Genomic DNA, 25,941 nt, shown 5'->3' on the forward strand with positions numbered 1-25,941 from the left:
CAAGATAAAACAATGTATGGAGTTTAGAAAAAGAATTGAAGAATTATTAAATGAATTCCTTGAGACCAGAAAAGATCTGTTTCTTATTGATCTTAAAATTTCTGCAGGGGATGATATTACAGTGATTTTAGATGGAGACAGTGGAGTTTCTTTGCAGGACTGCCTCGATGCAAGCCGTGCAATAGAATTCAATATGGACCGTGAAGAACATGATTTCAGCCTTCAGGTAATGTCAGCAGGGCTGAGTGAGCCGTTATCCACTCCGAGACAGTTCAAAAAAAATATAGGAAGAGAGGTTGAAGTAATGCTGGAGGATTCTTCTAAAATTGAAGGAGAATTGTCAAAAGCAGATGAAGATAAGGTGACACTTATTTTACGCTACCGAAAACCGAAGGATATCGGAAAAGGGAAGGTAGATGTAGAGGAGGAAAAAGAAATTCCTTACTCTGAGATCAAAAAAGCAGTAGTAGTAATTAAATTTTAAAAAAGAAAAAAGAATAGATGGATAATATAGCGTTGATTGAATCCTTTGGTGATTTTAAAGACGAAAAAGGGATCAGCAAGATTGATCTTATGGCAATTATTGAAGACTCACTGAAAACACTTTTGAGAAAAAGATTTGATTCAGATGATCATTTTGATGTGATTGTAAATCCTGATAAAGGAGATTTTCAGATATTTTTAAATAAAACAATTGTAGAGGACGAGATGTCTGAGGATGATGACTTGGAAATTGAAATTTCTGAGGCTAAGAAGATTGATCCGACGTTCGAAGTTGGAGAAGACTTTACCATGGAAATTCCTGTTGCCCAGTTGGGAAGAAGAAATATTCTTACCTTAAAGCAGATTTTGGCTACAAAGCTTCAGGAGCACAATAATGCAATGCTGTATGAGCAGTTTAGAGATAAAATCGGGGAAATTGTTGTAGGGGAAATTCACCATATCCGTCATAAGCACGTGATTTTGCTGGATGATGAAGGGAATGAATTTATTTTACCGAAAGAAAACCAGATCCCATCCGATTTCTTTAAAAAGGGTGAGAATATCAGGGCTATCGTGGAGACGGTAGATTTCAAAGGTTCTAAACCTCAGATTATTATTTCCAGAACTGCACCTAAGTTCCTAGAGAAATTATTAGAGCTGGAAATTCCTGAGATCCAGGACGGAACAATCATCCTGAAAAAGGTAGTGAGAATTCCTGGTGAAAAGGCGAAGATTGCAGTAGATGCTTATGATGACAGAATTGATCCTGTTGGTGCTTGTGTGGGTGTTAAAGGATCCAGAATTCATGGAGTTGTAAGAGAGTTGAGAAATGAGAACATCGATGTAATTCAGTGGTCTAAAAACCCTGAGATTTTGGTGAAGAGAGCTTTAGGAAATGTTACTATTAACAAGATTGAAATCAATGAGGATACGACCTATGCTTTGGTATATACTCCGGTTGAAGAAATCTCTAAGGTAATCGGAAAACAAGGTCAGAATATCAGACTGGCTTCTTGGTTGACAGGATATGAGATTGATGTATACAGAGAGTCCAGCGAGGATGACGACGTTGAATTGAAAGAATTTAATGACGATATTGAGCAGTGGATTTTGGATGAGTTTAAGAAAGTAGGACTTACAACTGCAAAGTCAGTATTGGATAAAGAAACTGAAAGTCTTTTAAATATGGTTGACCTTGAAGAGGAAACGATTGAGGAGGTGAAGCGTATTCTGAGAGAAGAATTTGAAGATTAAGATTTTAAATAAATTTTAATAAACAGTAAAAAGGAAATACTTTAATTTTAAAAATTAAAAAACAGTAAATAATATAGATGCCAAAAATTAGATTAAATAAAGCGGTTAAGGAATTCAACATTTCGATGTCCAGATTAGTAGAGTTTTTACAATCAAGGGGATTTGAGGTTGAAAGCAATCCTAACGCTCAATTAGAAGAAGCGGCATATTCTGCATTGGAAGCTGAGTTTGCCAAGGATGGCGAACAGCGAAAGGCTTCCCATGAGGTGGTAATTACTAAAGTTCCGGAAGAAAAACTGGAAATCGAAGAGAAGAAAACCCCTGAAGTGATAAGAGCTAAAGCTAATAAACCAGAAACTAAGATTTTAGGTAAAATAGATTTAGAACCTAGCAAACCTGAAGTTGAAGAAACCCCTGCTGCTCCAGTAGTAACACCGGTTGAAGAAAAGAAAGAAGAAATCGTGAAAGAAGAACCGGAAGTGAAAGCAGCTCCTGAAAAGCAGGAATTTAAAGTTTTGGATAAAATTGATTTGTCTCAGATAGAATCTAGAAATAGACCTGTGAAAAAAGACAAACCAAAAGTGGAGGAGAAAAAAGAAGAAATAAAATCTGTGGAACCAATAAAAGAAACTCCAAAGCCAGTTGTAGAGGAGAAAAAAGTTGAAGCTCCAAAAGTTGAGGCTGAACCGGAGTCTCAGGAACCACAAAAAATTGAGACGGTATATCAGAAACTTGACGGTCCTAAGATTGTTGGGGAGAAGATAGATTTAACTCAATTTGCGCCAAAGCCAGGTTCTGGAGCAAAAAAGAAAAGAAAAAGAATTGAAAAACCTGGAGGCCCGAATAACCAACAAGGCCAGGGGAATAATCAAAATTCTGGAAATAATAACAACCAGGGAGGCCAGGGCCAGGGAAACCGCCAGCATAATAATGGTGGGCAAGGTGGAAACCGTCAGCATAACAACGGCGGACAAGGTGGTCAAGGAAACCGTCCTCAAGGTCAGGGAGGCCCGGGAGGAGGTAACCGTTTTGGAAACAATAACCAAAACCGCCCAGGGGGTCAAGGTGGAGGATTCAAAAAAGGTGGCCAGAATAACAGACCGGGTCAAAGAGTTATGCCGGTTGAGCTGACTGACGAGCAGGTTAAAAACCAGATTAAAGAAACCCTTGAAAAACTTACCAATAAAGGAGGTAAATCTAAATCTGCAAAGCACAGAAAAGATAAAAGAACTTTCCGTAGAGAGCAGGATGAGCGTCAGCAAGAGCTTGAGGCTCAAGACAGAACTCTTAAAGTAACAGAATTCATTACTGTAGGTGAACTGGCAAGTTTAATGAACGTGTCACCCACTGAAGTGATCTCTGCATGTTTCTCATTGGGAGTAATGGTTACAATGAACCAAAGACTGGAAGCCGATACTTTATTATTGGTAGCAGATGAGTTTGGTTATAAAATTGAATTCTCGGATGCTGATCTTGAAGAGAATGACAGCGAAGATATCATTGATTCTGAAGAGGATCTTGTGTCAAGGGCTCCAATCGTAACCGTAATGGGACACGTTGACCACGGTAAAACTTCATTGCTTGACTACATCAGAAAAACAAATGTGATTGCAGGTGAATCCGGAGGGATTACCCAGCACATTGGTGCCTATAACGTAAAGCTTGAAAACGGACAGAGAATTACATTCCTGGATACACCGGGTCACGAAGCGTTTACAGCCATGAGAGCCAGAGGTGCTCAGATTACTGATATTGCAATTATCGTTATTGCTGCGGATGATGATGTGATGCCTCAAACGAGAGAAGCGATTTCTCACGCACAGGCAGCTGGTGTACCAATGATTATTGCTTTGAACAAAGTGGATAGACCAAGTGCAAATCCTGACAATATCAGACAGCAGCTTTCAGGAATGAATATCCTGGTAGAAGAATGGGGTGGAAATGTTCAGGCGCAGGAAATTTCTGCGAAATTCGGTAATAACATGGATATTCTATTGGAGAAGGTATTACTTCAGGCAGAAATGCTGGATTTAAAAGCTAATCCGGAAAGAAATGCTCAAGGGGTTGTTATTGAAGCTTCACTAGATAAAGGAAGAGGATATGTCGCCACTATGTTAGTACAGACAGGTACTTTAAGAGTGGGAGATTATGTGGTTGCTGGTAAAAACCATGGTAAGGTAAAAGCTATGCTTGATGAAAGAGGAAGAAACCTTACTGAGGCAGGACCATCTATTCCTGTAACTATTTTAGGTTTAGACGGAGCACCAACAGCAGGTGACAAATTTAAAGTGTATGAAGATGAAAGTGAAGCTAAAACGATTGCTAATAAGAGAGAACAGCTTCAAAGAGAACTTTCAATCAGAACGAAGAAGCATACTACGCTTGAGGAATTAGGTAGAAGGATTGCTTTAGGAGACTTTAAAGAATTGAATATTATCTTGAAAGGTGACGTGGATGGATCTGTTGAAGCATTATCTGATCAGTTACAAAGATTATCTACTGCTGAGATTAATGTAAATATTCTTCATAAAGGAGTTGGTCAGATTACAGAATCTGACGTTAACTTAGCGGCTGCTTCAGATGCCATTATTATTGGATTTAATGTGAGAGCAGGTGCCAATGCTAAGGATCTTGCAGACAGAGAAGAAATTGAGATCAGAAACTATTCTGTAATCTATGCTGCTATTGAAGAAGTGAAGGAAGCGATGGAAGGAATGCTTTCTCCTGAAATTAAGGAGCAGGTGATTGGTAATGTTGAGATCAGAGAGGTATTTAAAATCTCTAAAGTAGGAACAATTGCCGGTTGTATGGTTCTTTCAGGAAAAGTGGCAAGAAACTCTAAAGTAAGAGTGCTGAGAGATGGTATCGTTAAATTTGACGGAGAGCTGGAAAGCTTGAAGCGTTTCAAAGATGATGTGAAGGAAGTGACAAAAGGTTACGAATGCGGTCTGAATCTGAAGGGATATAATGATATCGAAATCGGAGATATTCTTGAAGTTTACGAAGAAGTAGCTGTTAAGAAAAAGCTGAAATAAATATTCAGATATATTATAAAATAGAAGGTGCCATCTCAAAGAGATGGCACCTTTTTTATGGGCAGTCTACCTGGGTCTTTAAAACCAGATGGATGTTAATATTATTAATGTTATTTTAGATATGTGTTTATTTTTTACATTTTCGTATAGTGGTATCAGCTGTAATTTTTTCTTTTTTAAAATCTTATTGGAATTTATAAAAGACTTTGTCTAAAGGTTTTTACTTGTTCTTTTGATTATATCTTAAAATCATTCTATGGTGAAATCTGGATCGGTTTCTTCCTTTATTTTAGCTTTTTATGTAAAAAAAATTGAGGGTATGTTGTTCAAATTTAGTTTTTTGAGGGTTGTTTTACGTCAAAAAGCTGATTTTATTCAATATTTTAGTTTAGAATATTTATAAATAAAAAAATAAACTTATGGATAAATTATTAAAAGTGTACATTTTTATATTTTTATTAAATTATGTGAGTTTTTTTACCTTTTAAATTGTGATATGTTTATAATTTAAGTTGAATTTAGTGTTTAATGTTAAAATTATACCATTTTATATAGGTTAAAAATTTGCTGATGTTAATATTTATTAACATATTTGTCGCTAAAATATATTAAAATTTGTTAATATGAATGTTAAACTACGTGTATTGAGTGCAGGGGCTTTGTTCTTCATCGGAGGACAGACTTTGTTGGCACAAAAAAAAGCTAATGATACAATTCCTCAGAAAACAAAGGAACTTGATGAAGTAGTTGTGGTTGCTTATGGTACTCAGAAAAAGCAGAGTATTACAGGGTCTATTACCACGATTAATGCAAAACAATTACAAGATGCTCAGGCATCTAACGCTGTACAGTCTTTAACAGGTAAAGTTGGAGGGGTACAGATTTCTGCTAACTCAGGGCAGCCTGGTGATCCTCCACAAGTAAGATTTAGAGGTATCGGATCTCTTTCTTCTTCCAACAACCCATTATATGTGGTGGATGGAGTTCCTTTTAACGGAAATATTAATGCCATTTCAAACCAGGATATCGAAACGATTTCCTTCCTTAAGGATGCATCTGCGAATGCCTTATATGGTAGTAGAGGAGCGAACGGAGTTGTTTTAATTACAACAAAGAAAGCTAAGAAAGGTAAATTTGCGGTTACTTTTGATACTAAATTTGGGGTAAACTCAAGAGCGGTTAAAGAGTACGAGATGATTACTGACCCGGGAACATATTATGAAACGTTCTATAACAGGCTAGTTACAACTGGTGTTCACAATGGAATGACTATGGGTAATGCCATCACTAATGCGGTGAATACCATGATCCCTGACTGGTTGGTTTATAACAACTATAATGTAGCTGATAACAAGATTATTGATCCTGCTACAGGAAGAATCAATCCAAATGCTAAGCTATTGTACAACGATGACTGGCATAAAAACTTATTCAAGGACAGAACCCGTCAGGAATATAACATTAATATCTCCAATTCATCTGAGAAAAATGATACGTATTTATCTTTCGGTTATCTTAATGATGAAGGATATGTAATCAATTCAGGATTTTCAAGATATACGGCCAGATTAAACAATGAATTAAGACTAACGGATAATATCAAAGTTGGAGTTAACGTAAACTACGCTAGATCTGAGCAAAAAGCTCCTGTACAACAGGCTTCTTCCACTCAGTATAGTAACCTTTTCAGCTGGGCAAGAAACATTGCTCCGATTTATCCGATCTGGGCAAGAAATTCAAACGGAAGCTTTATGCTTGATCCTTTGTCAGGAGAAAGAATATTTGACTTTGGTAATGCTACAGGGCCAATGGGACTTGCCAGACCTTATGGTGGAAACCTGAACCCATATGCAAGTACATTGTTGGATATGCAGAGAAATTCAGAGGATAATTTAAGTGGTAGAGCTTTTGTTTCCATTAATTTCCTTAAAGATTTTAATTTTACCTATAACTTAGGGTATGATTTAGTAAGTGGATACTATACAAGTTATGCGAACACTATTGGTGGAGATGCAGCTGGATATGGAGGAAGTCTTACTAATGCAACGACTAATGATTATACGATCACTAATCAGCAACTCTTAAACTGGAACAAAACTTTAGGAAAGCACAATATCAGTGCAATGATCGGACACGAAACGTCTGATTTTACAAGCAAAATGCTAGCGGGTACTAAAAATAATATCGCTATTCCTGGATTACCGGTTTTAAATAATGCTACGAAATTTGCATCATTAAACGGATATAATGACTTATACAGAGTAGAAGGTTTCCTTTCAAGAGTAAACTATAACTATGATAATAAATACTTCATTAACGCCAGCTTTAGAAGAGATGGTTCTTCTGTTTTCTCTCCGGATAACAGATGGGGTAACTTCTTCGGATTTGGTGGTGCTTGGGTAGCTACTAACGAATCGTTCTTAAATGGTAATAAGATCTTAACAAACCTTAAGTTTAAGGCGAGTTACGGGGAACAAGGAAACGATAATATCCTTTATCCTGGTAACGTAAACCTTAACAACAGAGGGTATTTCGGATACGCTAGAAACTATCATGCAGACCAAACTCAATATGAGGTTGTACCTGATGCTGCTGGTAACATTACCATCAAAGAAGTATATGTAGGTAATCCTGACTTAAAATGGGAGGTTTCTAAAAACTTTAACGTTGGTGCAGAGTTAAGCCTGTTCAACAGATTAAATATTGATGTACAGTATTTCCAGAGATCTGTTAGTGATATGATTTATAACAGACCATTAAAACCTTCTAACGGGGTGAGATTCTTATCTGAAAATATCGGGGATATGAAAAATACCGGTGTTGAAGTTTCAATCGATGGTGATGTTATTCAAACTGAAGATTTCAAATGGAATTTATTTGCTAACATTACTACTTATAAAAATGAGGTTACCAGACTTCCTAACTCGTTTGTTTCTGGATTATTTAAATTCCAGGAAGGATCAGCTGCCTATACTTACTATCTGAGACAGTTTGCAGGAGTAGATAAAACGAACGGAGATGCTTTATGGTATAAGGATGATGCTAATGGAAATAGAGTAACAACTAATGACTATACAACTGCTACGTTATATTTAAGTGATAAAACGTTAAACCCTAAAGCATACGGTGGTTTTGGTACCAGCCTGTCTTATAAAGGAATTAATCTTTCTGCAAACTTTGCATTCCAGTTTGGAGGATACATGTTTGATAGTGTATATCAGGCAATGTTACCTTCAGGGGAAGATAATATCGGACAAAATTATCATGTAGATGTAAACAAAACTTGGACACCTACCAATACCGATGCTCAGCTTCCTGCATTAGATTTATCAAGACCAAATCAAATGGCAGCTTCAGATCTATTCCTAATCAAATCTGATTACATCAGTTTACAGGATGCATCTATCAGCTATGATTTTGGTAAGGATTGGTTACCTGAAGGAGTTAGCGGAATCCGATTTGGGGTGTACGGTTCTAACTTAGCTTTATGGAGTAAGAGAAAAGGAATGGATCCAAGATTAACTAGAATAGGTGCCTCAGGAAACAATGGGGTTTCTTTAAATAATTATGGGGTTGTAAGATCAATCTCTTTAGGTTTAACAGTTAAATTTTAAAAAATGAATAAGAAAATAGTTATATATTCACTGTTGGTCTCTGCATTATCATTTACAACAACCAGTTGTAGTAATGATTATCTGGAAACTATCCCTCAGTCTACTATTAATGATGAGCAGCTTCAAACTTCTCCTGCTGGACTCAGAGGGTATTTAGATGGGATCTATACTAACTTCAGAACTTTTGGGAATACCAATAGTGGAAACCACGAAGATTACGGCCACAAATCAATGTTAGCAGGTCTGGACCTAATGTCCAATGACGTGTTAATGACAAAATCTAGCTGGTATAGCAGCTGGTATAATTATAATGGAAGAGTTCAGACTAATGGTAGATCTCTTCTGCCTTGGAATACCTATTATCTTCAGATCAGACCTGCTAATACAATTATCAAGAATATTCTTAGTGCAGGTGTTAATCCCGATAATAAAGATATTTTAGGACAAGCATATGCCATCAGAGCGCTTTGCTATTTTATGCTGGCGAGAATTTATGGACCTACTTATGTAGGACATACCAGTGATCTGTGTGTGCCATTATATACTGATCCTGCAATTATTAAAGAAGGTGTGCCAAGATCTACTGTTGCACAGGTGTATACCGTGATTGAAAGTGATCTTACTAAAGCAGTTGAATTGCTTGATGGGTATTCAAGACCTAATAAAGAAAAAATAGATAAGTCTGTTGCTCAGGCTCTTTTAGCTCAGGTTTCTCTTGAAATGGGGAAATATGCTCAGGCTGCAACAAATGCTAATGCGGCTAAGCAAAGTTACTCTTTAGGAACTGAATCTGAGTGGAGTAATGGGTTCTATGATCTTACATTGACAAAAGATACCATGTGGGGTGCTGTTATTACAGGAGAAAACACTTCTTTCGTAGCAAGCTTCTTTGGGCATTTTGATAATACAAATGCAAGTGGATATGCTGGAGGTCTTCAGATCTATAAATCAATTGATAAAAGATTATATGATAAAATTCCTGCTACGGACTACCGAAAAGCTGCATTTGCTCCGCCGGGAGGTGGATCCGGGTTGCCGGCTTATGCTAACCTTAAGTTTATAGATCCTACGGTAACTGATGGTGATTATATTTACATGAGAGCATCTGAAATGTACTATGTGGAAGCAGAAGCTTTGGCTAAATCTGGAAATGAAGCTCAGGCGAAAATAGTACTTGCTCAGATCGAACAAGCCAGAAACCCTGCTTATGTGCCATCTGTAAATACAGGAGCTGCATTAATTGATGAAATCATTACTAAAAAGAGAATTGAAATGTGGGGCGAAGGAACAGCTTGGTTCGATATGAAGAGATTAGGGGTTGGCTTGAACAGAATTTATTCTGGATCCAATCACCCGGCATTCGGACAAATAGCAGATATTCCTGCAAACTCGTCTAAATTCTTATGGCAGATTCCTCAGGCTGAAATCGATACGAATCCAGCAATCGTTCAAAATCCTAACTAACAGGATTTTAAGAGAAATCTTAATTGTTTATAAAAAAAATATACTTCATGAATTTCATGGAGTATATTTTTTTTACAACATAGCCGATTTTGATAGTTTTCTTTTGCTTATTGTGATGTTTTTTAAACTTATTGTAGTATTTTATTAATCAATTATTGAATTTTTAAAAGTTATTTTTTTTGTTAAAATTTTAATTTTTTATTATAATTTTTCTAAATATAATTTTTATAATTGAAATAAAAATGCCTATAACTCTAACTTATAGAAATATATTTTTATCTACTAAGTTTGAAATAATACATTGGTAATAACTGCTATACTTAAAAAACTTGCGAATGTTAATATTTATTAACATATTTGTCTTCTTAAAATTTATTAATAAAATTTGTTAATATGAATGTGAAACTAAGTGTGTTAAGTGTGGGGGCTTTGTTTTTTATGGGGCAGACTGCTTTTGCGCAAAAAACAAAAAAGGATTCAACGACTACTCAGATTGAAGAGGTAGTAATGGTTGGATTCGGACAGAAGAAAACAGTACAGGAATTAACTGGTGCTGTGGGTACGATGAAAAGTGATGCGATAAAGGATGTTCCTGTAGCATCAGTTGACAAAATGCTTCAAGGTAGGGTTTCCGGTGTTCAGACAGGAAATGCATCAGGACAGCCTGGAGGTTTTGCATCGGTTCGTGTAAGAGGTATTGCTTCCGTGAATGGTGGTGTCAATCCAATTTACGTGGTTGATGGGGTCAGAGTACAGAGTGGTGACCTTACAACCGGAGCTACTACTGCCAATATCTTAGCTAACCTTAACAGTGATGATATTGAAAGTGTAACCGTACTTAAAGATGCTGCTTCTACAGCAGTATACGGAGCGGATGCTGGTGCCGGGGTAATTGTAATTACAACAAAATCAGGTAAGAAAGGTAAACCGAAGATCTCATTAAACTTCGAATCCGGAACCAACTCCCGTGCTATTGAAGGCATGAAAGGATTGAATACGGATCAGTATAGATATCTTTTAGCTAATGCATTGGGTAACTATTATAAAGTTAGCCCTGAATCTGTTTATTCAGATGCCGTGAAAGGTGGTTACGGAGCTGTAGCACAAAATATCTACACGACTTCCAACAATACCAACTGGAGAGACGTAACCAGCAGAAGTGGATATCAGAATTCAGTAAACGCATCCATCAGTGGAGGTAATGACAGAATTACTTATTATAACTCTGCCAACTACTTCTTACAGGAAAGTGAATTGAAAGGATCTGATTTCAAACGTTTAGGATTTACAACAAAAGTTGATTATAAAGCGACGGATAATTTCAAATTTGGTACAGATTTACAACTATCATACAGTAGAATTAACACGTTGCCAAACGGAGGAGGATTTGCAAACCCAATCTTATTTGAATTATTTGCAAGACCTACCGATCTAGGTTATAATCCGGATGGAACTTATTATCTAGGAAACAGCGGTAGATTGAGTAATAACTTATATAACTCAGGTTATGTACAGGATAATAACTACTTCAGAGCTTCTACTGCAAGAATCTTTGGAAATCTATATGGAGAATATCAGATTTTAAAGAATTTATCATATAAAATTGTTTTCGGAGCTGAATTAAACAACATCGAAAACGATACATATTACAACCCGATTCATGGGGACGGATATCAGGTAAACGGTAGAAAAACCGAATCTACATCAAGATATTTTAACTGGAACTTACAGAATATCGTTAACTATAACTTCAGATTAGGAGATAAAAACAGATTCAACATCTCTGCAATCCAGGAAGCATATCAGAGAAATTATAGATTTGTTGCCGGACAAGGAGTGAATGTAGGATCTCCGAATCTTGAAACATTGAGTAACTTCATCAAGCCTATCTATGCAAGAGGTGAAAGATCTACAAGTTCAAGAAACGGTTACGCAGCTGTATTAAACTATGATTATGATAAATTAATCTTAGTGGACGCTTCCGTAAGAAGAGACGCATTATCAAACTTTACACCTGGTCAAAAATGGGGGACTTTCTATTCAGTTGGAGTAGGGGTTGACTTGGCAAGACTTCAGTTTGTAAAAGATTGGGAAAAAATCTCTCTATTTAAACTAAGAGGATCTTATGGTAAAGTAGGGAACACCATTAACAGTACTCCATATTCTTTATATGAATATACTGCAAACTATAATGATGCCCCTGCCGGATTTACAAAATACGTTTACAACCCAGACCTAAGATGGGAAACTGTAAAGCCATTAAGCTTAGGTGTTGATATGGGCTTCTTCAGAAACAGACTTACCGTTACTGCAGAATATTATAACAAGAAAACAGAAGACTTGGTATTTAGTGTGCCTTTGCAACTGTCTCAGGGATTGCCTATTCCTTCAGAAAGTACTTTAACGTATCCATTTATGGATGTTAACGTTGGATCATTGGTAAACAAAGGTTTCGAATTTACGGTAAACTATGATGTAATCAAAAACGAAGACTTCAACTTAAGCATTGGAGGTAACTTGAGCACACTGAAAAACGAAATCACGTCGTTATATGGAGGTCAGGACGTTATTACAGGTTCTACCATCCTGAGACAAGGGGAAGGAATCGGAACATTCTTCATTAGAAAATGGGCTGGTGTAGATCCTACAAACGGAGATCCGCTATGGTATAAAAATGGGGTAGACGGAGAAACTACCAACAAATATGCAGATGCAGCCCTTGCTGTACAGGGAAGATCTTATTCTAACGTGTTTGGAGGGGTAAACCTTAACCTTTCTTATAAAAACTTTACATTATCTGCTCTAGGAACATTCGGATTTGGAGGTAAAGTATTGAATGACTGGGCTTCATATACTCAATCTGACGGTCAATACGTATTCTCTTATCCTGGTTCAACGGATGCTCTTGATTTCTGGACTCCATCAAACCCTAACGCAGTTAACCCGAAACCAGTATATTTAAATGCTACAAACTCAAACAGAGCTTCTACAAGATTCTTAGCTAAAACAGATTACTTAAGATTAAGCAATGTAAGAGTAGGATACAGATTTGATGCTAATATGTTAAAAGGAACCGGACTTAACGGATTCGAGGTATATGTTCAAGGTAATAACATCCTGACGTACCGTTATGATAAGAATCTTAAGTTTGACCCTGAGAACAACTTAAACGCAACTAATAACCTTAACTTACCTGTTCAGAAAACGTATTCATTAGGGTTTAACCTTCAATTTTAATTAGTTAAGAAAAAATGAAAAAGTATATTTTAAAATATGGAATGTTAGCAGTATTATCTACTGCAGCATTAGCTTCATGTAGTGATGACTTCATTGATACTGAATTCTATCAGCAGGTTCAGCAGGGACCATTAAATACAATCGAAGAATTAGAGTCTTTTGTAAAAGGACAGTATGTTTCTATGAGAAATGCATCTTATTATGGATGTGATTTCTTAATGATTGGAGAGGTAAGAAGTAATAATATGTATTCTGACTTTGCTAACGGTGCCGGTTATTATCAAACAGTAGCATCCTATTCAATGACAGCTGGTGATCAATACTCTTCAGGTCCGTATATGAATATGTATCAGGCTATTGCCAAGGCAAATATTGTGATCAACAATGTGCCTACTGGTCAGCTGACTTGGAAATCATCTCAGGATCCTGCTGTTATTCAGGCGAGAGCTAACTATCTGAAAGGACAGGCTTATGCTTCAAGAGCTTTGGCTTTATTTGACCTTTTGAGAATGTTTGGGCAGGAATATTCAGGCGGAACTACCGGAGTCGTGATTCCTGTTACTTATAATCCTCAGGCTAAACAAGCTAGATCTACGGTAGCAGAAACCAGAGCTCAGATTGAAGCTGACTTTGATAAAGCACTTGCTTTAATGGGAACTCCATCATCTAACGTACATACTATCAGAACAGAGATCAACCAATATGGTGTGAAAGCATTAATGTCTAGATATTACTTATACAAAGGTGATTATACAAAAGTGAAATCTTTAGTAGCAGACATTGTTGCTTCAGGGAAATATGCTGTTATTTCTGCTTCTGATTTCTCAAGCAGCTTCTCTAAGCCGAACTCTGCAGCAAACTCTATCTTTGAAATTGCAGTAGGTTCTACTAACGATTTAGGAACAACATCTATTGCAAATAAATTAAACGTTGCTCCGAACGGGTACGGAAATATGAAAGTATTGCCTGCTTTAAGAAACTCTTATGTAGCGGATGATGTTAGAAAAGATGTGATTACACCTGCAAACGTGCTTAACGGGAAATATGTAAACAGCTTTGATAATATTCACCTTGTTAGATATGAAGAGGTGCTGTTAAATGGTGCTGAAGCAGAAATTAAGGCTGGAAATCCTACTATTGCAGTAGGTTATTTCAATCAAATTCAGGCTAAACGTGGAAAAGGAACTGCTGGGACTCTTCCTTTAGTAACTTCTGTTACCGAAGATATGATTTATACTGAAAGACAGAAAGAGCTTGTTGGTGAAGGATTTGGGTACTGGGATCTACTGAGAAGAAGTCAGTCTATTACTCAAAGAAATGCAAACGGTGTTGATGGTACGGTTAGAAGTATCGGAAATCAGTTATTGACATTCCCGATCCCAAGAGCTGAAATCAATGTTCCTGGAACATTGGTAACGCCTAACCCTGGGTTTGGTAATTAATACATAGTAAAGCCGCTCTAGAGCGGCTTTTTTTTAACCATGAAGACAATTAATATGAGAAAAACACTTTTTATGATAACCATCGTTGCAGGGCATGGGCTCTTTTCCCAAAACCACGATATACAGCAAGTGGTTACCACTCCAAACGGATTCTACAGTAAGCCGAACAAAGTGAATAAAGAAGATCGTAAAGTTGACGGTTCTCCCTATATTAATGGAGATAAGTTTGACAAAGTAATCATCAAAGATTACAGCAAAAATGTTCAGGATCTTCGTTATAACGCTTACCATGATGAGATGGAATTCAAAACAGGTAATGAACTTTACTATGCCAATAAAGAAAACGGGCTTAAAATTCAATTCCCGGAACTGAAAAAAACATATGAATCCCTTACTTATACCTATGATGGAAAAGCAAAGGCCGGGTTTCTGGTACTGCTTGTAGATAATCCTAAGTTTTCTTTGTACAAAAGAGAGAAAATGGAGCTTATAACAGGCACGAAAAGCAATAATGGATTTACTCAGGATGCCAATGACTATTATGCCAAAGAAAAAGATCTGTACCTGATCTCCGGAAAAGGAAAATTCTATAAATTTCCTAAAAATACCGCTGATGCAGCCGAACTTTTCTCTGTAGATAAAAAAGAACTTGAAAACTTTGTGAAGTCTAATAAGATCAGCTTTAGCAAAGAACCGGACATGATAAAACTGGTGGATTTTGTCAACAAGTAATCGTATAAATTAACCCTTGCCGTCGGCAGGGGTTTTTATTTCTTATTATTTCTTATTTTTGCTGTACAATAATGAATAATGAAGTACATCCTTTTCATAATCATCTTTTTGGGTTTTGCTGGCAAAGCCCAGGTTGTTGACAAAACAGCTGATGCTGGTAAAGCCGCACAAAAACAAGAAGATACATTAGTTATAGACTCAGGGAAAAAAGATTCCTTAAAAATTTTCAAACCTACCATCAACGATTATCAGTATCAGACTCAATTTGCAGAAAAAAGGTTTTTGATACCGTAATGACTTTTAATAAGACCTATATCTTTTCTCAGTATAACAATCATGACAACTTTGGAAAAGTACAGCCGGCCAATATAGGTGCCGGGTTTAACCCTCTTGTATTTGAGGTAAATGCAGAACAGAGTTTGTCGCTTTTGCCTTCCAATAAATCCTATATGATCCTGGGAGCAGATGATGTGAAGTATTATGATGTGAAAACACCTACCGCATCGTTCATCTATCATAATGCCATGAAAAACGGAGCCGCATTACAATCTACCTATACCCAAAATATCGGGAAAAGATTCAACTTTGCTATAGAATATATGGGACTTCGTTCTCAGGGAATGTATCGGAACTCCTTAGCAGCGAATAACAATACAATTTTTTCAGGACATTATATTTCCAAAAACGGAAATTATGAATTGTTTGCCCATTACCTTCATCAGAACGTAAACAATCAGGAAAGCGGAGGAATTGCTGAAGATGATCTGTTTCAAAATGGAGACAGTAATTCGAACAACAGGCAGAATATGCAGGTTAATCTGGCAACCAGCAGCTCGCAATTCGCTTACAGGAGATATTATTTAAGCCATCAGCTAACTCCTTTCAATTCGGAAAAGTTCCCTTTCAGCATCAGACATACAATTTCTCATCAGGGCAACAAATATTACTATAACGGAGGATTGGAAACCTATTGGTATACCGAACCTACAGAATTGGTCAACGGTTTTCCTATGGCCACCAAAAAGTATTCGGAAAATTTCAGCAATACGGTAAGCCTTGTTTTTAATAATGAAAAATTCAGGTTGGATGCCGGAGTCCGTTACCAGACCTTAAAATTCGGAATTAATGATGCCGTTATTGCCAATGGAGTCACTTTCCCGAATGAACTTAAGGAAAACAGAATTGGAGCCGTAGGAAACCTACAGGTGAAACTCTGGGATAAAATTCAGTTGAAATCATTTTTAGAGTTTTCAAATGGAAGCCAGTTTAAAAGCTATCTTAAAACAACAAACAGTTTGAAGTTTGAGCCTATAAAAGATTATTTTGTCAATGCAAAGGTCAATTTCCAAAGCGCTTATCCTTCCTTTAATTATTTATTGAATACTTCTGTGTACAGCAAGTACAACTATTATCTTGAAAATGCCAAGAATCAGTCTGTGATGGAAATCGGGGGAAGCATTAACCTAAAGTGGTTCAAAACGGAAATCTTTGCCAACTATTTCAGAATTGATAATTATACCTATTTTGACAGCAATGCCAATCCAAAACAGAGTGAAAGCTCGTTGAACATTTCTCAGATTGGAGGGGATGCTACATTCAGCTATGGTAAATTTCATTTAAACACAAGACTTCACTTCCAAAATGCATTGACGAATAAAGATCTGCTGCCTATGCCTGGATTTATCGGAAGAGCAAATTTCTTCTATCAGACACAGGCATTTCAAAAAGCAGCAGAAATTCAGGCCGGAGTTAAAGTATATTACTTCTCTAAATTTGCCTCAAGGGATTATTTCCCTATCCTTAATGAATATATTCTTCCGAATGCCAATTCATTCTCTATTGGCGGTCAGCCTATTGCCGATCTTTATATCAATATGAAGGTCAAAAAAATGTTTTTCTTCATCGAAGGGCAGCAGATCGGAACCGTTATTTCCAATAATAAAGCATATGCATTTTCACATTATCCGGTATATGATTTCAGGTTAAACATCGGAATTGTGTGGTATCTGTTCAACTAAAAACAAAGCAAGTTGAAAACAATTAATAAAATATCATTTAACGATATCGAAAGCATCCCCCAACTGGTAAAAGATTTTTTGAATCAGAAAATTGAGGGTTTTGAAAACAATACTTTCTCTCTGGATCATTTCAGAAATCAGATCCACCTAAAGCAAGAATCTTTTTCATCGGAACAAAGGGAAATTCTGTTGGATGTATTGGAAAAGCAACTTTCAGATCTTCGTCTTTCTTCAAGGCAGAGAGAGCATCTGGAAAATCTTAAGCTTCCCAATACATTCACCATTACAACAGGACATCAGCTGAATCTTTTTTCAGGACCTGTTTTTTTCGTCTATAAGATTTTACAGACCATTAAAACATGCAGCTATCTAAAAGAAAACTTCCCGGATTTTAATTTTGTACCGGTATATTGGATGGCGTCGGAAGATCATGATTTTATAGAGATCAATCATTTTAAAACGGAAAATAACTACTATGAGACCCATGAAAAGTCCGGAGGCCCGGTAGGGAGAATTGAGATCACCGATACCTTTTTCATTTCTGAATTTGAAAAAGAATTTAAAGATTCTATTTTTGGAACGGAGTTGATCTTAATGATGAAAGAAGCCTATAAACCAGGAAATACACTGACTCAGGCTATTCAGATTCTAGTAAATCGTCTGTTTTCAGAATTTGGTCTTTTGATTCTTGATGGAGACTCTAAAGAACTTAAAAATCAGATTAAAGAAGTTTTTAAAGAAGAGCTTCTGCATTTCAGTTTACAAAAAACTTCTGAAAATAAAGTTGATTTTCTGACGGAAAAGTACGGGAAAGTACAGGTGAATCCGCGTGAAATCAATCTTTTTTATCTTACTGAAACAAGGGATAGAATTGATTATAACGGCCAGCAATATATCATTGTAGATACGGATATCCGGTTTACGGAAGAAGAAATATTGGCCGAGCTCGAAAATTATCCCGAAAGGTTCAGTCCGAATGCTTTAATGCGGCCGGTCTACCAGGAGAAAGTATTGCCGAACCTGGCCTATATTGGGGGTAATGCAGAAATCATGTATTGGCTGGAGCTCAAAGATTATTTTTCAATGCTGGATATTCCTTTTCCCATTTTAGTTCCAAGGAATTCGATGCTGTTCCTGAAAGAAAAAACACTCGGGAAAATTGAAAAATTAGACCTTAAAATAGAAGATTTTTTCCAGAATTTTACGGTCATTACCAATCATAAGATTTTAGAAAATAATGCAATTCTAAAACTATTGGATGAAAAGGAAGAACTTCTGATCCGTCAATTTTCTGAATTGAAAACCGAAGCCGAAACCACGGAGAAGTCTTTTGGCAATATGGTGAAAGCAGAAGAAGTAAGACAGCTGAAATCTTTTAAAAGAATGAAGAAACGTTTGCTTCATGCTGAAAAGATAAAGCAGAGTGAATTGCTGGAAAGGCTTGAAAACCTGTTCCTCAGTGTGCACCCGTCCAAAACCTGGCAGGAGAGGGTCTATAACTTTAGCGTATTCTTTTCGGATGACGGGTATTCGTGGCTTGAAAATTGTTTGGAAGAGATGGTGGTTCAAGAATCCAAATTAATAATTGTTGCCATTTAATTTTAAAGAAGTATTTTTGTAAATTATAATTATCGAATATGATAAAGAGGTTTTTTATTCTATCCAGTTTATGTATGGTTTTGGGAGTTTCAGCTCAAAAATCGCATACCGTTGTACAAGGTGACAACCCTTACAACATTGCAAAGAAGTATGGAATGACTGTAGATGAATTGCTGAAATTAAACCCAAAGTTTAAAGACGGTAAGTTGGCTATTGGAGATGTTTTAACAATAAAATCAGATAAGGCAGCTGTTCCGGCTGTTACCAAAACTGCCGTTGCCGAAAAGGTAAAAACCAGCGCAGGTACTTCAATAGGAAAAATTGTTTTACAGCCCAAGCAAACGATCTACGGAATTACAAAGCAATACAGAATCTCTGAAACCGATTTAAGAAAACTGAATCCGGAGCTGGATTCCCATATGAAGATCGGTGATGAGATTACACTGCCTCTTGAAAGCATCAAAAAATATGGCGGAAGCCAACAGGCTGTTGTTACGGCTGAAAAGCCTGTAGAAACACCCGTAGAAAACCCGGTTGCTGCTGCTCATACAGAAGGAGAAGCCTATGTGATCCAGGCAAAAGATAATTATTACAGAATTACAAAACAGTTTGGAATCAGCCAGCAGGAATTATTCGCCTTGAATCCGGGATTGGAAGAAAAGGGACTGAAGCCCGGTGATTCTATTAAAATAAAGAAATCAACTGCAGATAATACGGTTGCTGAACCTGCCAATCCAAAGGCAAAAATAGATTCAGAAGCCGGGAAACCGTCATCATCCGTATCCAATGTTACCGTAGCAGATGATTACGTAACCTATACCGTTCAGCAGGGAGATACCGTATTCTCCATTGTTAATAAATTCGGAGTGAGTATTGATGAATTGATCGCTCTTAACCCGGACCTTTCCCATGGATTGAAAACCGGAATGGTTTTAAAGATCAAAAAGCAGGATCCGGCTTATGTGAAGAAAAACGGGGATGCTTTGAGCGTAGTGCTGATGCTTCCTTTCGGATACAGTACGAACGAAACTCAGTACAGAGGAATGGCTTTAGATTTCCTTACCGGAGCTAAACTGGCGATCGAAAGAAATGCCAGAGGAGGACAGAAACTGGACATCAAAGTGGTAGACTCCGGAAATGAAGCTTCGTTTAGAAACTCTTTGACGCAGATCAATCCGGATAATACGGACCTGATCATCGGACCGTTCTTTAAATCCAATGTAATTGATGTCCTTGATTTTACTAAAAATCAGAAAATACCGATTGTGGCACCCTTTGCGAACTCTCCGGAATTATACAACTACAACAATCTGATTATTGTTGAAACGAACAATCAGACCTATGCTGATAAAATAGTAGAAGAAGTAAAATCAGTATATTCAGATCAGAAAATATATGTAGTGGCAGATACTAAAAAAGAAAATGCCAGCTACATTAAAACCGGTCTTGAAAAAGCAGTGAAAAATCCAAATATTGTTATTGTGAATTCTCCTGCAGAAATTCAGCTGGATCAGAATATGATGACAGGGCAGTCTGCACCGGTTATTGCTATTTTGGCCAATGATAACGATGGAGTTGGTGATGCTTTTGCCAACAGACTGATTGCTCTTTCTAAAGAAGTTCAGGGTGTAAAAGCATTTAGCATGTTCTATTCTCCGGCCTTTGAAAAGAGAGTGGATGATCTGAGCCAGGCCAGTTTAGTATACCTGATGGATAGAAAGATCAATACAGACGGTAGTTTTGAAAAAGAAATTTTAGCAGCTTATAAAACCAAATACTGCAAAACGCCTCCTAAATATGCAATAGTAGGTTTTGACGTGGTAAATGATATGCTGACCAGAGAAAATAAAAAAGGAGAGATCTTTAAACAAATGAATAAGGTTCAGACTCAGCTTGCCACCAAATTTGAATTTGTAAAGTCTAAAGCAAACGGAGCCTACGTAAATACCGGTTACAGAGTAATCAGACTGGTTCCGTAAATGATTTATATCTCTTTAACACAATGTTATTAACATTATAGTTATATTTGCATAATATTTAATTCAGTACATGAAAGCACTTGTATTTCCGGGGCAGGGTTCTCAGTTCGTAGGAATGGGACAGGAATTGTATGATTCTAGAAAAGATATTAAAGATCTGATGGAATCTGCCAATGAAATTTTGGGTTTCGACATTCTTTCCATTATGTTTAACGGAACGAATGAAGATCTTAAGAAAACAGAGGTTACCCAGCCTTCTATCTTTATACATTCCGTAGCCGCATTAAAAGCAGTCAACGGTCTTGGAGCCGAAATGGTAGCAGGACACTCTTTAGGGGAGTTCTCAGCATTGGTAGCCAATGGCGTGTTGTCTTTTGATGATGGTTTAAAATTAGTATCCGAAAGAGCTAAGGCGATGCAGGAAGCTTGTGATGCCAATCCAAGTTCTATGGCTGCTATTTTAGGATTGGAAGATGCTAAAGTAGAAGAAATCTGCGCTCAGATCAGCGGAATAGTGGTGCCTGCTAATTACAATTGCCCCGGGCAGTTGGTGATTTCTGGTGAAACATCTGCGGTAGAAGAAGCGTGTGTAAAATTGAAAGAAGCAGGTGCTAAAAGAGCCTTATTATTACCTGTAAACGGAGCTTTCCATTCTCCATTGATGCAGCCTGCACAGGAAAGACTGGCCGCTGCTATTGAGAAAACGAAATTTAGAAAAGCAACAATTCCGGTATATCAGAATATCACCACTACGGCGGTGACTAATCCTGATGAAATTAAGCAAAATCTTATTGATCAGCTGACAGGTCCCGTAAAATGGACACAGTCTGTTCAGAACATGATCAAAGACGGAGCTTCCAATTTTGTGGAAGTAGGTCCTGGGAAAACACTTCAGGGATTGATCAAAAAAATTGATGCATCGGTAGACGCTACGTCTGCCATCTAATAATAGAAAATATGAACGCGATATTTTCACCGGGCAAGCTTATGCTTACTTCAGAATATTTCGCGATAGACGGAGCTCTTGTCTTAGCGGTACCTACCAAGCTGGGACAAGAGTTTTTTTTTGAAGAAAAGGATGATCATCAATTCCTTATTCACTGGGAAGCTTTTCATCAAAACAAATTATGGTTAACGGCTGTCATGGATTATAAAAACTGGCAGATTCAGGAAACCAATATTCCAGCCAGCGCTGAATTTATTCTAAAAACATTAAAGAATGTTCAGCAGCTTTCCAACATTCGATTCACAAACGATTGTTCCTATCATTTAAAAACAAACCTTCAGTTTCCAGCAGATTTCGGCCTTGGAAGTAGTTCTACATTGATGAATAACCTTGCAGAATGGGCTGAAGTAGACCCTTTTTATCTCAATACCATCAGCTTGGGAGGTAGTGGATATGATATTGCCGTTGCAAAAGAAAAATCTGCCGTTCTTTTCCAAAGTAAACCGGAGATCCAATATGAGAAAGTAGATTTTAGTCCTTCTTTTAAAAATGAATTGATTTTTATCCACTTAAATCAAAAGCAGGACAGCCGGGAAGGAATCAGTTTTTACAAGTCAAAACCAAAATCTCAGAAATTGGTTCATGAATTTTCAGATATCACAAAGAAAATTTTGTTATGCAATGAATTGGAAAAATTTTCAGAACTAATGATGATTCATGAGCATAAAATTGCTGATTTTCTTGAAATTCTCACAGTTAAAGAAAAAATATTCTCCGATTGTCCTTCATTTGTGAAAAGTTTAGGTGCCTGGGGCGGAGATTTTGTGATGAGTGCCAAATTTAGGGGCTTTAAAGACTATTTTTGGGAGAAAGGTTTTACATCTGTTTTTGAATGGTCTGATATAATTGATTTGTAATCAGTATTTTACAAACCTCTTTTTTTATTTGTCATTCTGACTTATATCAGTATATTTAAACCACCTTTAACAAATAATTAATATTATTTTTGTTGAACTCAATAAAGAAATAGAAAATATAAGTAAAATGAAAAACACTAAAATCATCCAGGATTTAGAGAAATTAGGGATTAAAGGAAACTATGAAGTAGTGTACAATCCTTCGTATGAAGAATTATACCAGGCTGAAGTTTCTCCTGAAAATCAGGGATTTGAGAAAGCTGAGCTTACCGAGTCTGGCGCGGTATCCGTAAAAACAGGAATTTTCACAGGTCGTTCACCTAAAGACAGATATATTGTTCAGGATGATGTTACAAGAGATACAATTTTTTGGGATGGTAAAGTCAATTTACCTACAACACCGGAAATTTTCGGGTCTTGTAAAGAACTAGTGATGAACCAGCTTTCTGAAGCTAAGAAGATTTATGTTGTGGATGCTTTCTGTGGTACCAATGCAGATACAAGACTTAAAGTAAGATTTATCGTTGAAGTGGCATGGCAGGCACATTTCGTTACCAATATGTTCATTCGTCCTTCACATTATGAGCTTGAAAACTTTGGAGAGCCTGATTTTACAGTAATCAACGGTTCTAAAACAACAAACCCGAACTGGGAAGCACAGGGATTGAACTCTGAAAACTTCATTATGTTCAACCTTACTGAAAAACTACAGATCATCGGAGGTACTTGGTACGGAGGTGAAATGAAGAAAGGAATGTTTGCGATGATGAACTATTACCTTCCGCTAAAAGGGATGGCTTCAATGCATTGTTCTGCTAATGTTGGAGAAAAAGGAGATGTTGCTTTATTCTTTGGGCTTTCAGGAACAGGAAAAACAACTTTATCCGCAGATCCGAAAAGATATCTTATCGGTGACGATGAGCACGGATGGGATAACAACGGAGTATTCAACTATGAAGGAGGATGCTACGCTAAAGTAATCGACTTGTCAGAAGAAAAAGAACCGGATATTTTCAGAGCGATTAAAAGAGATGCTCTTCTTGAAAACGTTGTGATCAACAATGGAATAGCTGATTATAAGGATGGTTCAATCACGGAGAATACAAGAGTTTCTTATCCAATCTATCATATCAATAAAATTGTATTGCCCTCTAAGGCAGGACATGCTAAAAAGATTGTTTATCTTTCAGCAGACGCATTCGGAGTACTTCCTCCGGTTTCTATTCTGAATGAGGAACAGGCACAATATCATTTCCTTTGCGGATATACCTCTAAATTAGCAGGTACAGAAAGAGGAATTACAGAACCTCAGCCATCTTTCTCTCCTGCATTCGGTGAAGCATTCCTTACATTGCACCCTACGATGTATTCTAAAACATTGATCGGTAAAATGAAAGAACACGGTGCTAAAGCCTATTTGGTAAATACAGGTTGGAACGGTACCGGAAAAAGAATCTCTTTAAAAGATACAAGAGCAATCATTGATGCAATCATCGATGGCTCTATCGAGAACGCTCCTAAAACTCAGGTTCCGATTATGAACCTTGAAATTCCTACTGAACTTCCAAATGTTTCTGAAGGTATTCTTGATCCGAGAGATACATACAGCAATGTTTCAGAATGGGAAGAAAAAGCAAAAGATCTTGCCTCAAGATATATTAAAAACTTTGAGCAGTATTGCGATACTGAAGAAGGTAAGAAATTAGTGGTTTCAGGACCTCAATTGCAGGAACAGACGATCTAATCATAGTACTAAATATAGACAAAAGCCTCATCATCGATGAGGCTTTTTTAGTATTTTTTACAATTTCCAGTCAATTCATTCTGCGCATCCAGCTTATAAATTGTTGATTTGATTATCCCATCATTCAGGTTTTTAACGATGATAATGCTGTCTATAGAAAGATAAGGTTGGGCTTCCAGAAGCTGATCCAGGTATTTTGGGGTTGTAAAGGCTACCCAATATTTATCCTGATTTGAAAATGTAAAGGTGACTTCTACAGCATCAGATTCTGCATTTTTTATATTATCATCTAAATGAATGGAAACGATCTCAGGATCAATTTCTGAGCTGAAATAAAATTTTGAATACCATCTAAGCCTGTTCTCATCATTATAAATCCTTACATTTTGGGAATTTATCTCTCCAATACTGTAACATTTTCTTTTTGTTAATTGATTTGAATAGACTCCAACATTAGTACAGTAAATTTTATCATTGACCTTCATGGATACATTTTGTTAAGCAATAGGGGAATATTGATCATTCGGATTAATTCAAACGTAGTGTGCTAGATCTGAATGGTGTTGTTTATTCCGGATTCAGATCATTTTTTCTCCAGAAGTTAGGTAAGCTTTACAGATATTGATGGGATAGAAAATAAAACATTGCAAAAAATCTGATTACCCCGACCTCTCAGAAACAGTATCGATTTATTGTAAGCTTACTATTGCCAATCTATATCCATCCATTCCAAAACCGGATAAAACGGCGTCAGTATTGGCAGCAGTCACAGACTTTTGTCTGAATTCTTCTCTCTTATAAATATTGCTGATATGAACTTCAACTTTAGGCTTCCGGATGTTCTTCAAACAGTCTGCAATGGCATAGGAATAATGAGTAAAAGCGCCTGGATTGATGACTACTGCATCAAAATCATCTTCCTGCAATCTGTTGATCAATTCCCCTTCAATATTAGACTGATAATATTTCAATTCATAGGAACTGAACTCGGACTTTAGAGTTTCCAAATAAGTTTCCATAGAAATACTTCCATAGATTTCAGGTTCTCTTGTGCCTAAAAGATTGAGATTAGGCCCGTTTATAATCAAAACTTTCATTCTATAAAATTAAAACTTTTTCTGGTAAAGATTAAAACTTTCTTCCTGTCTGTTTTTTGTTGTTTGAATTATTTTCAATGACATTTGTCATGTCTGGTGAAATGATAATTTTTATAATGCTCTATTTTAATGGCTTTTAATAAAAAATTAAGTTAAATTTTGAAAAATTATCATGAAATTTAATAAGTCTACTTGTTTTGTAGACTAAATATTTTTAGCTTTGCAAACATATTTCGATCGGCTTATAAAGAAAGATGGAGGGAACTGACCCTGTGAAATCTTAACAACCTGCTTTTTCGCAAGGTGTTACATTCAGCCTTTAAAGGAAAAATAAGCATTTGGTTTATCGTATTTATCGATGCCCTTTGCTGTATTATCTG

General features: G+C 36.7%; 17 protein-coding genes and 1 riboswitch. Of the genes, 15 read left to right on the plus strand and 2 right to left on the minus strand.

Features of this window, described 5'->3' with window-relative positions:
• The first annotated feature begins 16 nt into the window (after positions 1-16).
• The 15 genes from rimP to pckA all read left to right on the plus strand — a co-directional run bounded on the left by rimP (position 17) and on the right by pckA (position 24,464).
• The gene (rimP, locus tag MUW56_RS12120; protein ID WP_292013444.1) at positions 17-484 is read left to right on the plus strand and encodes a ribosome assembly cofactor RimP; all 468 of its coding nucleotides are present in this window, start codon (positions 17-19) and stop codon (positions 482-484) included.
• A gap of 17 nt (positions 485-501) precedes the next feature.
• A complete protein-coding gene (gene nusA, locus MUW56_RS12125) occupies positions 502-1,737 on the plus strand; it encodes a transcription termination factor NusA (RefSeq protein WP_292013445.1) in 1,236 nt (411 codons plus the stop codon).
• Positions 1,738-1,814: 77 nt separating this feature from the next.
• A complete protein-coding gene (gene infB / locus MUW56_RS12130) occupies positions 1,815-4,772 on the plus strand; it encodes a translation initiation factor IF-2 (protein WP_292013446.1) in 2,958 nt (985 codons plus the stop codon).
• Between the two features lie 623 nt (positions 4,773-5,395).
• Positions 5,396-8,386, plus strand: coding sequence for a SusC/RagA family TonB-linked outer membrane protein (locus MUW56_RS12135; protein WP_292013447.1), 2,991 nt, complete (start codon positions 5,396-5,398; stop codon positions 8,384-8,386).
• Between the two features lie 3 nt (positions 8,387-8,389).
• Positions 8,390-9,850: a RagB/SusD family nutrient uptake outer membrane protein gene (locus MUW56_RS12140; RefSeq protein WP_292013448.1), complete on the plus strand. Its 1,461-nt coding sequence runs from the start codon at positions 8,390-8,392 to the stop codon at positions 9,848-9,850.
• Positions 9,851-10,243: 393 nt separating this feature from the next.
• Positions 10,244-13,087 carry a SusC/RagA family TonB-linked outer membrane protein gene (locus MUW56_RS12145; protein WP_292013449.1) on the plus strand — a complete coding sequence of 948 codons (2,844 nt, stop codon included), beginning with the start codon at positions 10,244-10,246 and terminating at the stop codon, positions 13,085-13,087.
• Between the two features lie 14 nt (positions 13,088-13,101).
• A complete protein-coding gene (locus MUW56_RS12150; protein WP_292013450.1) occupies positions 13,102-14,529 on the plus strand; it encodes a RagB/SusD family nutrient uptake outer membrane protein in 1,428 nt (475 codons plus the stop codon).
• 72 nt (positions 14,530-14,601) lie between these two features.
• Positions 14,602-15,261 carry a hypothetical protein gene (locus MUW56_RS12155; protein WP_292013451.1) on the plus strand — a complete coding sequence of 220 codons (660 nt, stop codon included), beginning with the start codon at positions 14,602-14,604 and terminating at the stop codon, positions 15,259-15,261.
• Positions 15,262-15,339: 78 nt separating this feature from the next.
• The gene (locus MUW56_RS22830; RefSeq protein ID WP_367118515.1) at positions 15,340-15,555 is read left to right on the plus strand and encodes a hypothetical protein; all 216 of its coding nucleotides are present in this window, start codon (positions 15,340-15,342) and stop codon (positions 15,553-15,555) included.
• Positions 15,555-17,279, plus strand: coding sequence for a putative porin (locus tag MUW56_RS12160; protein ID WP_367118516.1), 1,725 nt, complete (start codon positions 15,555-15,557; stop codon positions 17,277-17,279). Before MUW56_RS22830 ends, MUW56_RS12160 begins: the two co-directional genes overlap by 1 nt.
• Before the next feature lie 12 nt (positions 17,280-17,291).
• The gene (gene bshC / locus MUW56_RS12165; protein WP_292013452.1) at positions 17,292-18,878 is read left to right on the plus strand and encodes a bacillithiol biosynthesis cysteine-adding enzyme BshC; all 1,587 of its coding nucleotides are present in this window, start codon (positions 17,292-17,294) and stop codon (positions 18,876-18,878) included.
• Positions 18,879-18,916: 38 nt separating this feature from the next.
• Positions 18,917-20,857, plus strand: a complete 1,941-nt coding sequence (locus MUW56_RS12170) for a LysM peptidoglycan-binding domain-containing protein (RefSeq protein WP_292013453.1) — start codon at positions 18,917-18,919, stop codon at positions 20,855-20,857.
• Between the two features lie 70 nt (positions 20,858-20,927).
• Positions 20,928-21,803, plus strand: coding sequence for an ACP S-malonyltransferase (gene fabD / locus MUW56_RS12175; protein ID WP_292013454.1), 876 nt, complete (start codon positions 20,928-20,930; stop codon positions 21,801-21,803).
• 11 nt (positions 21,804-21,814) lie between these two features.
• Complete coding sequence (locus MUW56_RS12180; protein WP_292013455.1) at positions 21,815-22,720, plus strand: GYDIA family GHMP kinase; 906 nt, start codon at positions 21,815-21,817, stop codon at positions 22,718-22,720.
• A gap of 127 nt (positions 22,721-22,847) precedes the next feature.
• Entirely contained in the window at positions 22,848-24,464 is a 1,617-nt protein-coding gene (pckA, locus tag MUW56_RS12185) for a phosphoenolpyruvate carboxykinase (ATP) (RefSeq protein WP_292013456.1), read from the plus strand.
• 47 nt (positions 24,465-24,511) lie between these two features.
• On the opposite strand, the gene MUW56_RS12190 is transcribed toward pckA, so the two are convergent.
• The gene (locus MUW56_RS12190; protein WP_292013457.1) at positions 24,512-24,949 is read right to left on the minus strand and encodes a hypothetical protein; all 438 of its coding nucleotides are present in this window, start codon (positions 24,947-24,949) and stop codon (positions 24,512-24,514) included.
• Between the two features lie 204 nt (positions 24,950-25,153).
• Positions 25,154-25,561, minus strand: a complete 408-nt coding sequence (locus tag MUW56_RS12195) for a type II 3-dehydroquinate dehydratase (protein WP_292013458.1) — start codon at positions 25,559-25,561, stop codon at positions 25,154-25,156.
• Positions 25,562-25,800: 239 nt separating this feature from the next.
• A riboswitch (SAM riboswitch) is annotated at positions 25,801-25,898 on the plus strand.
• Positions 25,899-25,941 lie beyond the last annotated feature (43 nt).

It is taken from the genome of Chryseobacterium sp., from assembly GCF_022869225.1.
In the GTDB taxonomy this organism is placed as follows: domain Bacteria; phylum Bacteroidota; class Bacteroidia; order Flavobacteriales; family Weeksellaceae; genus Chryseobacterium.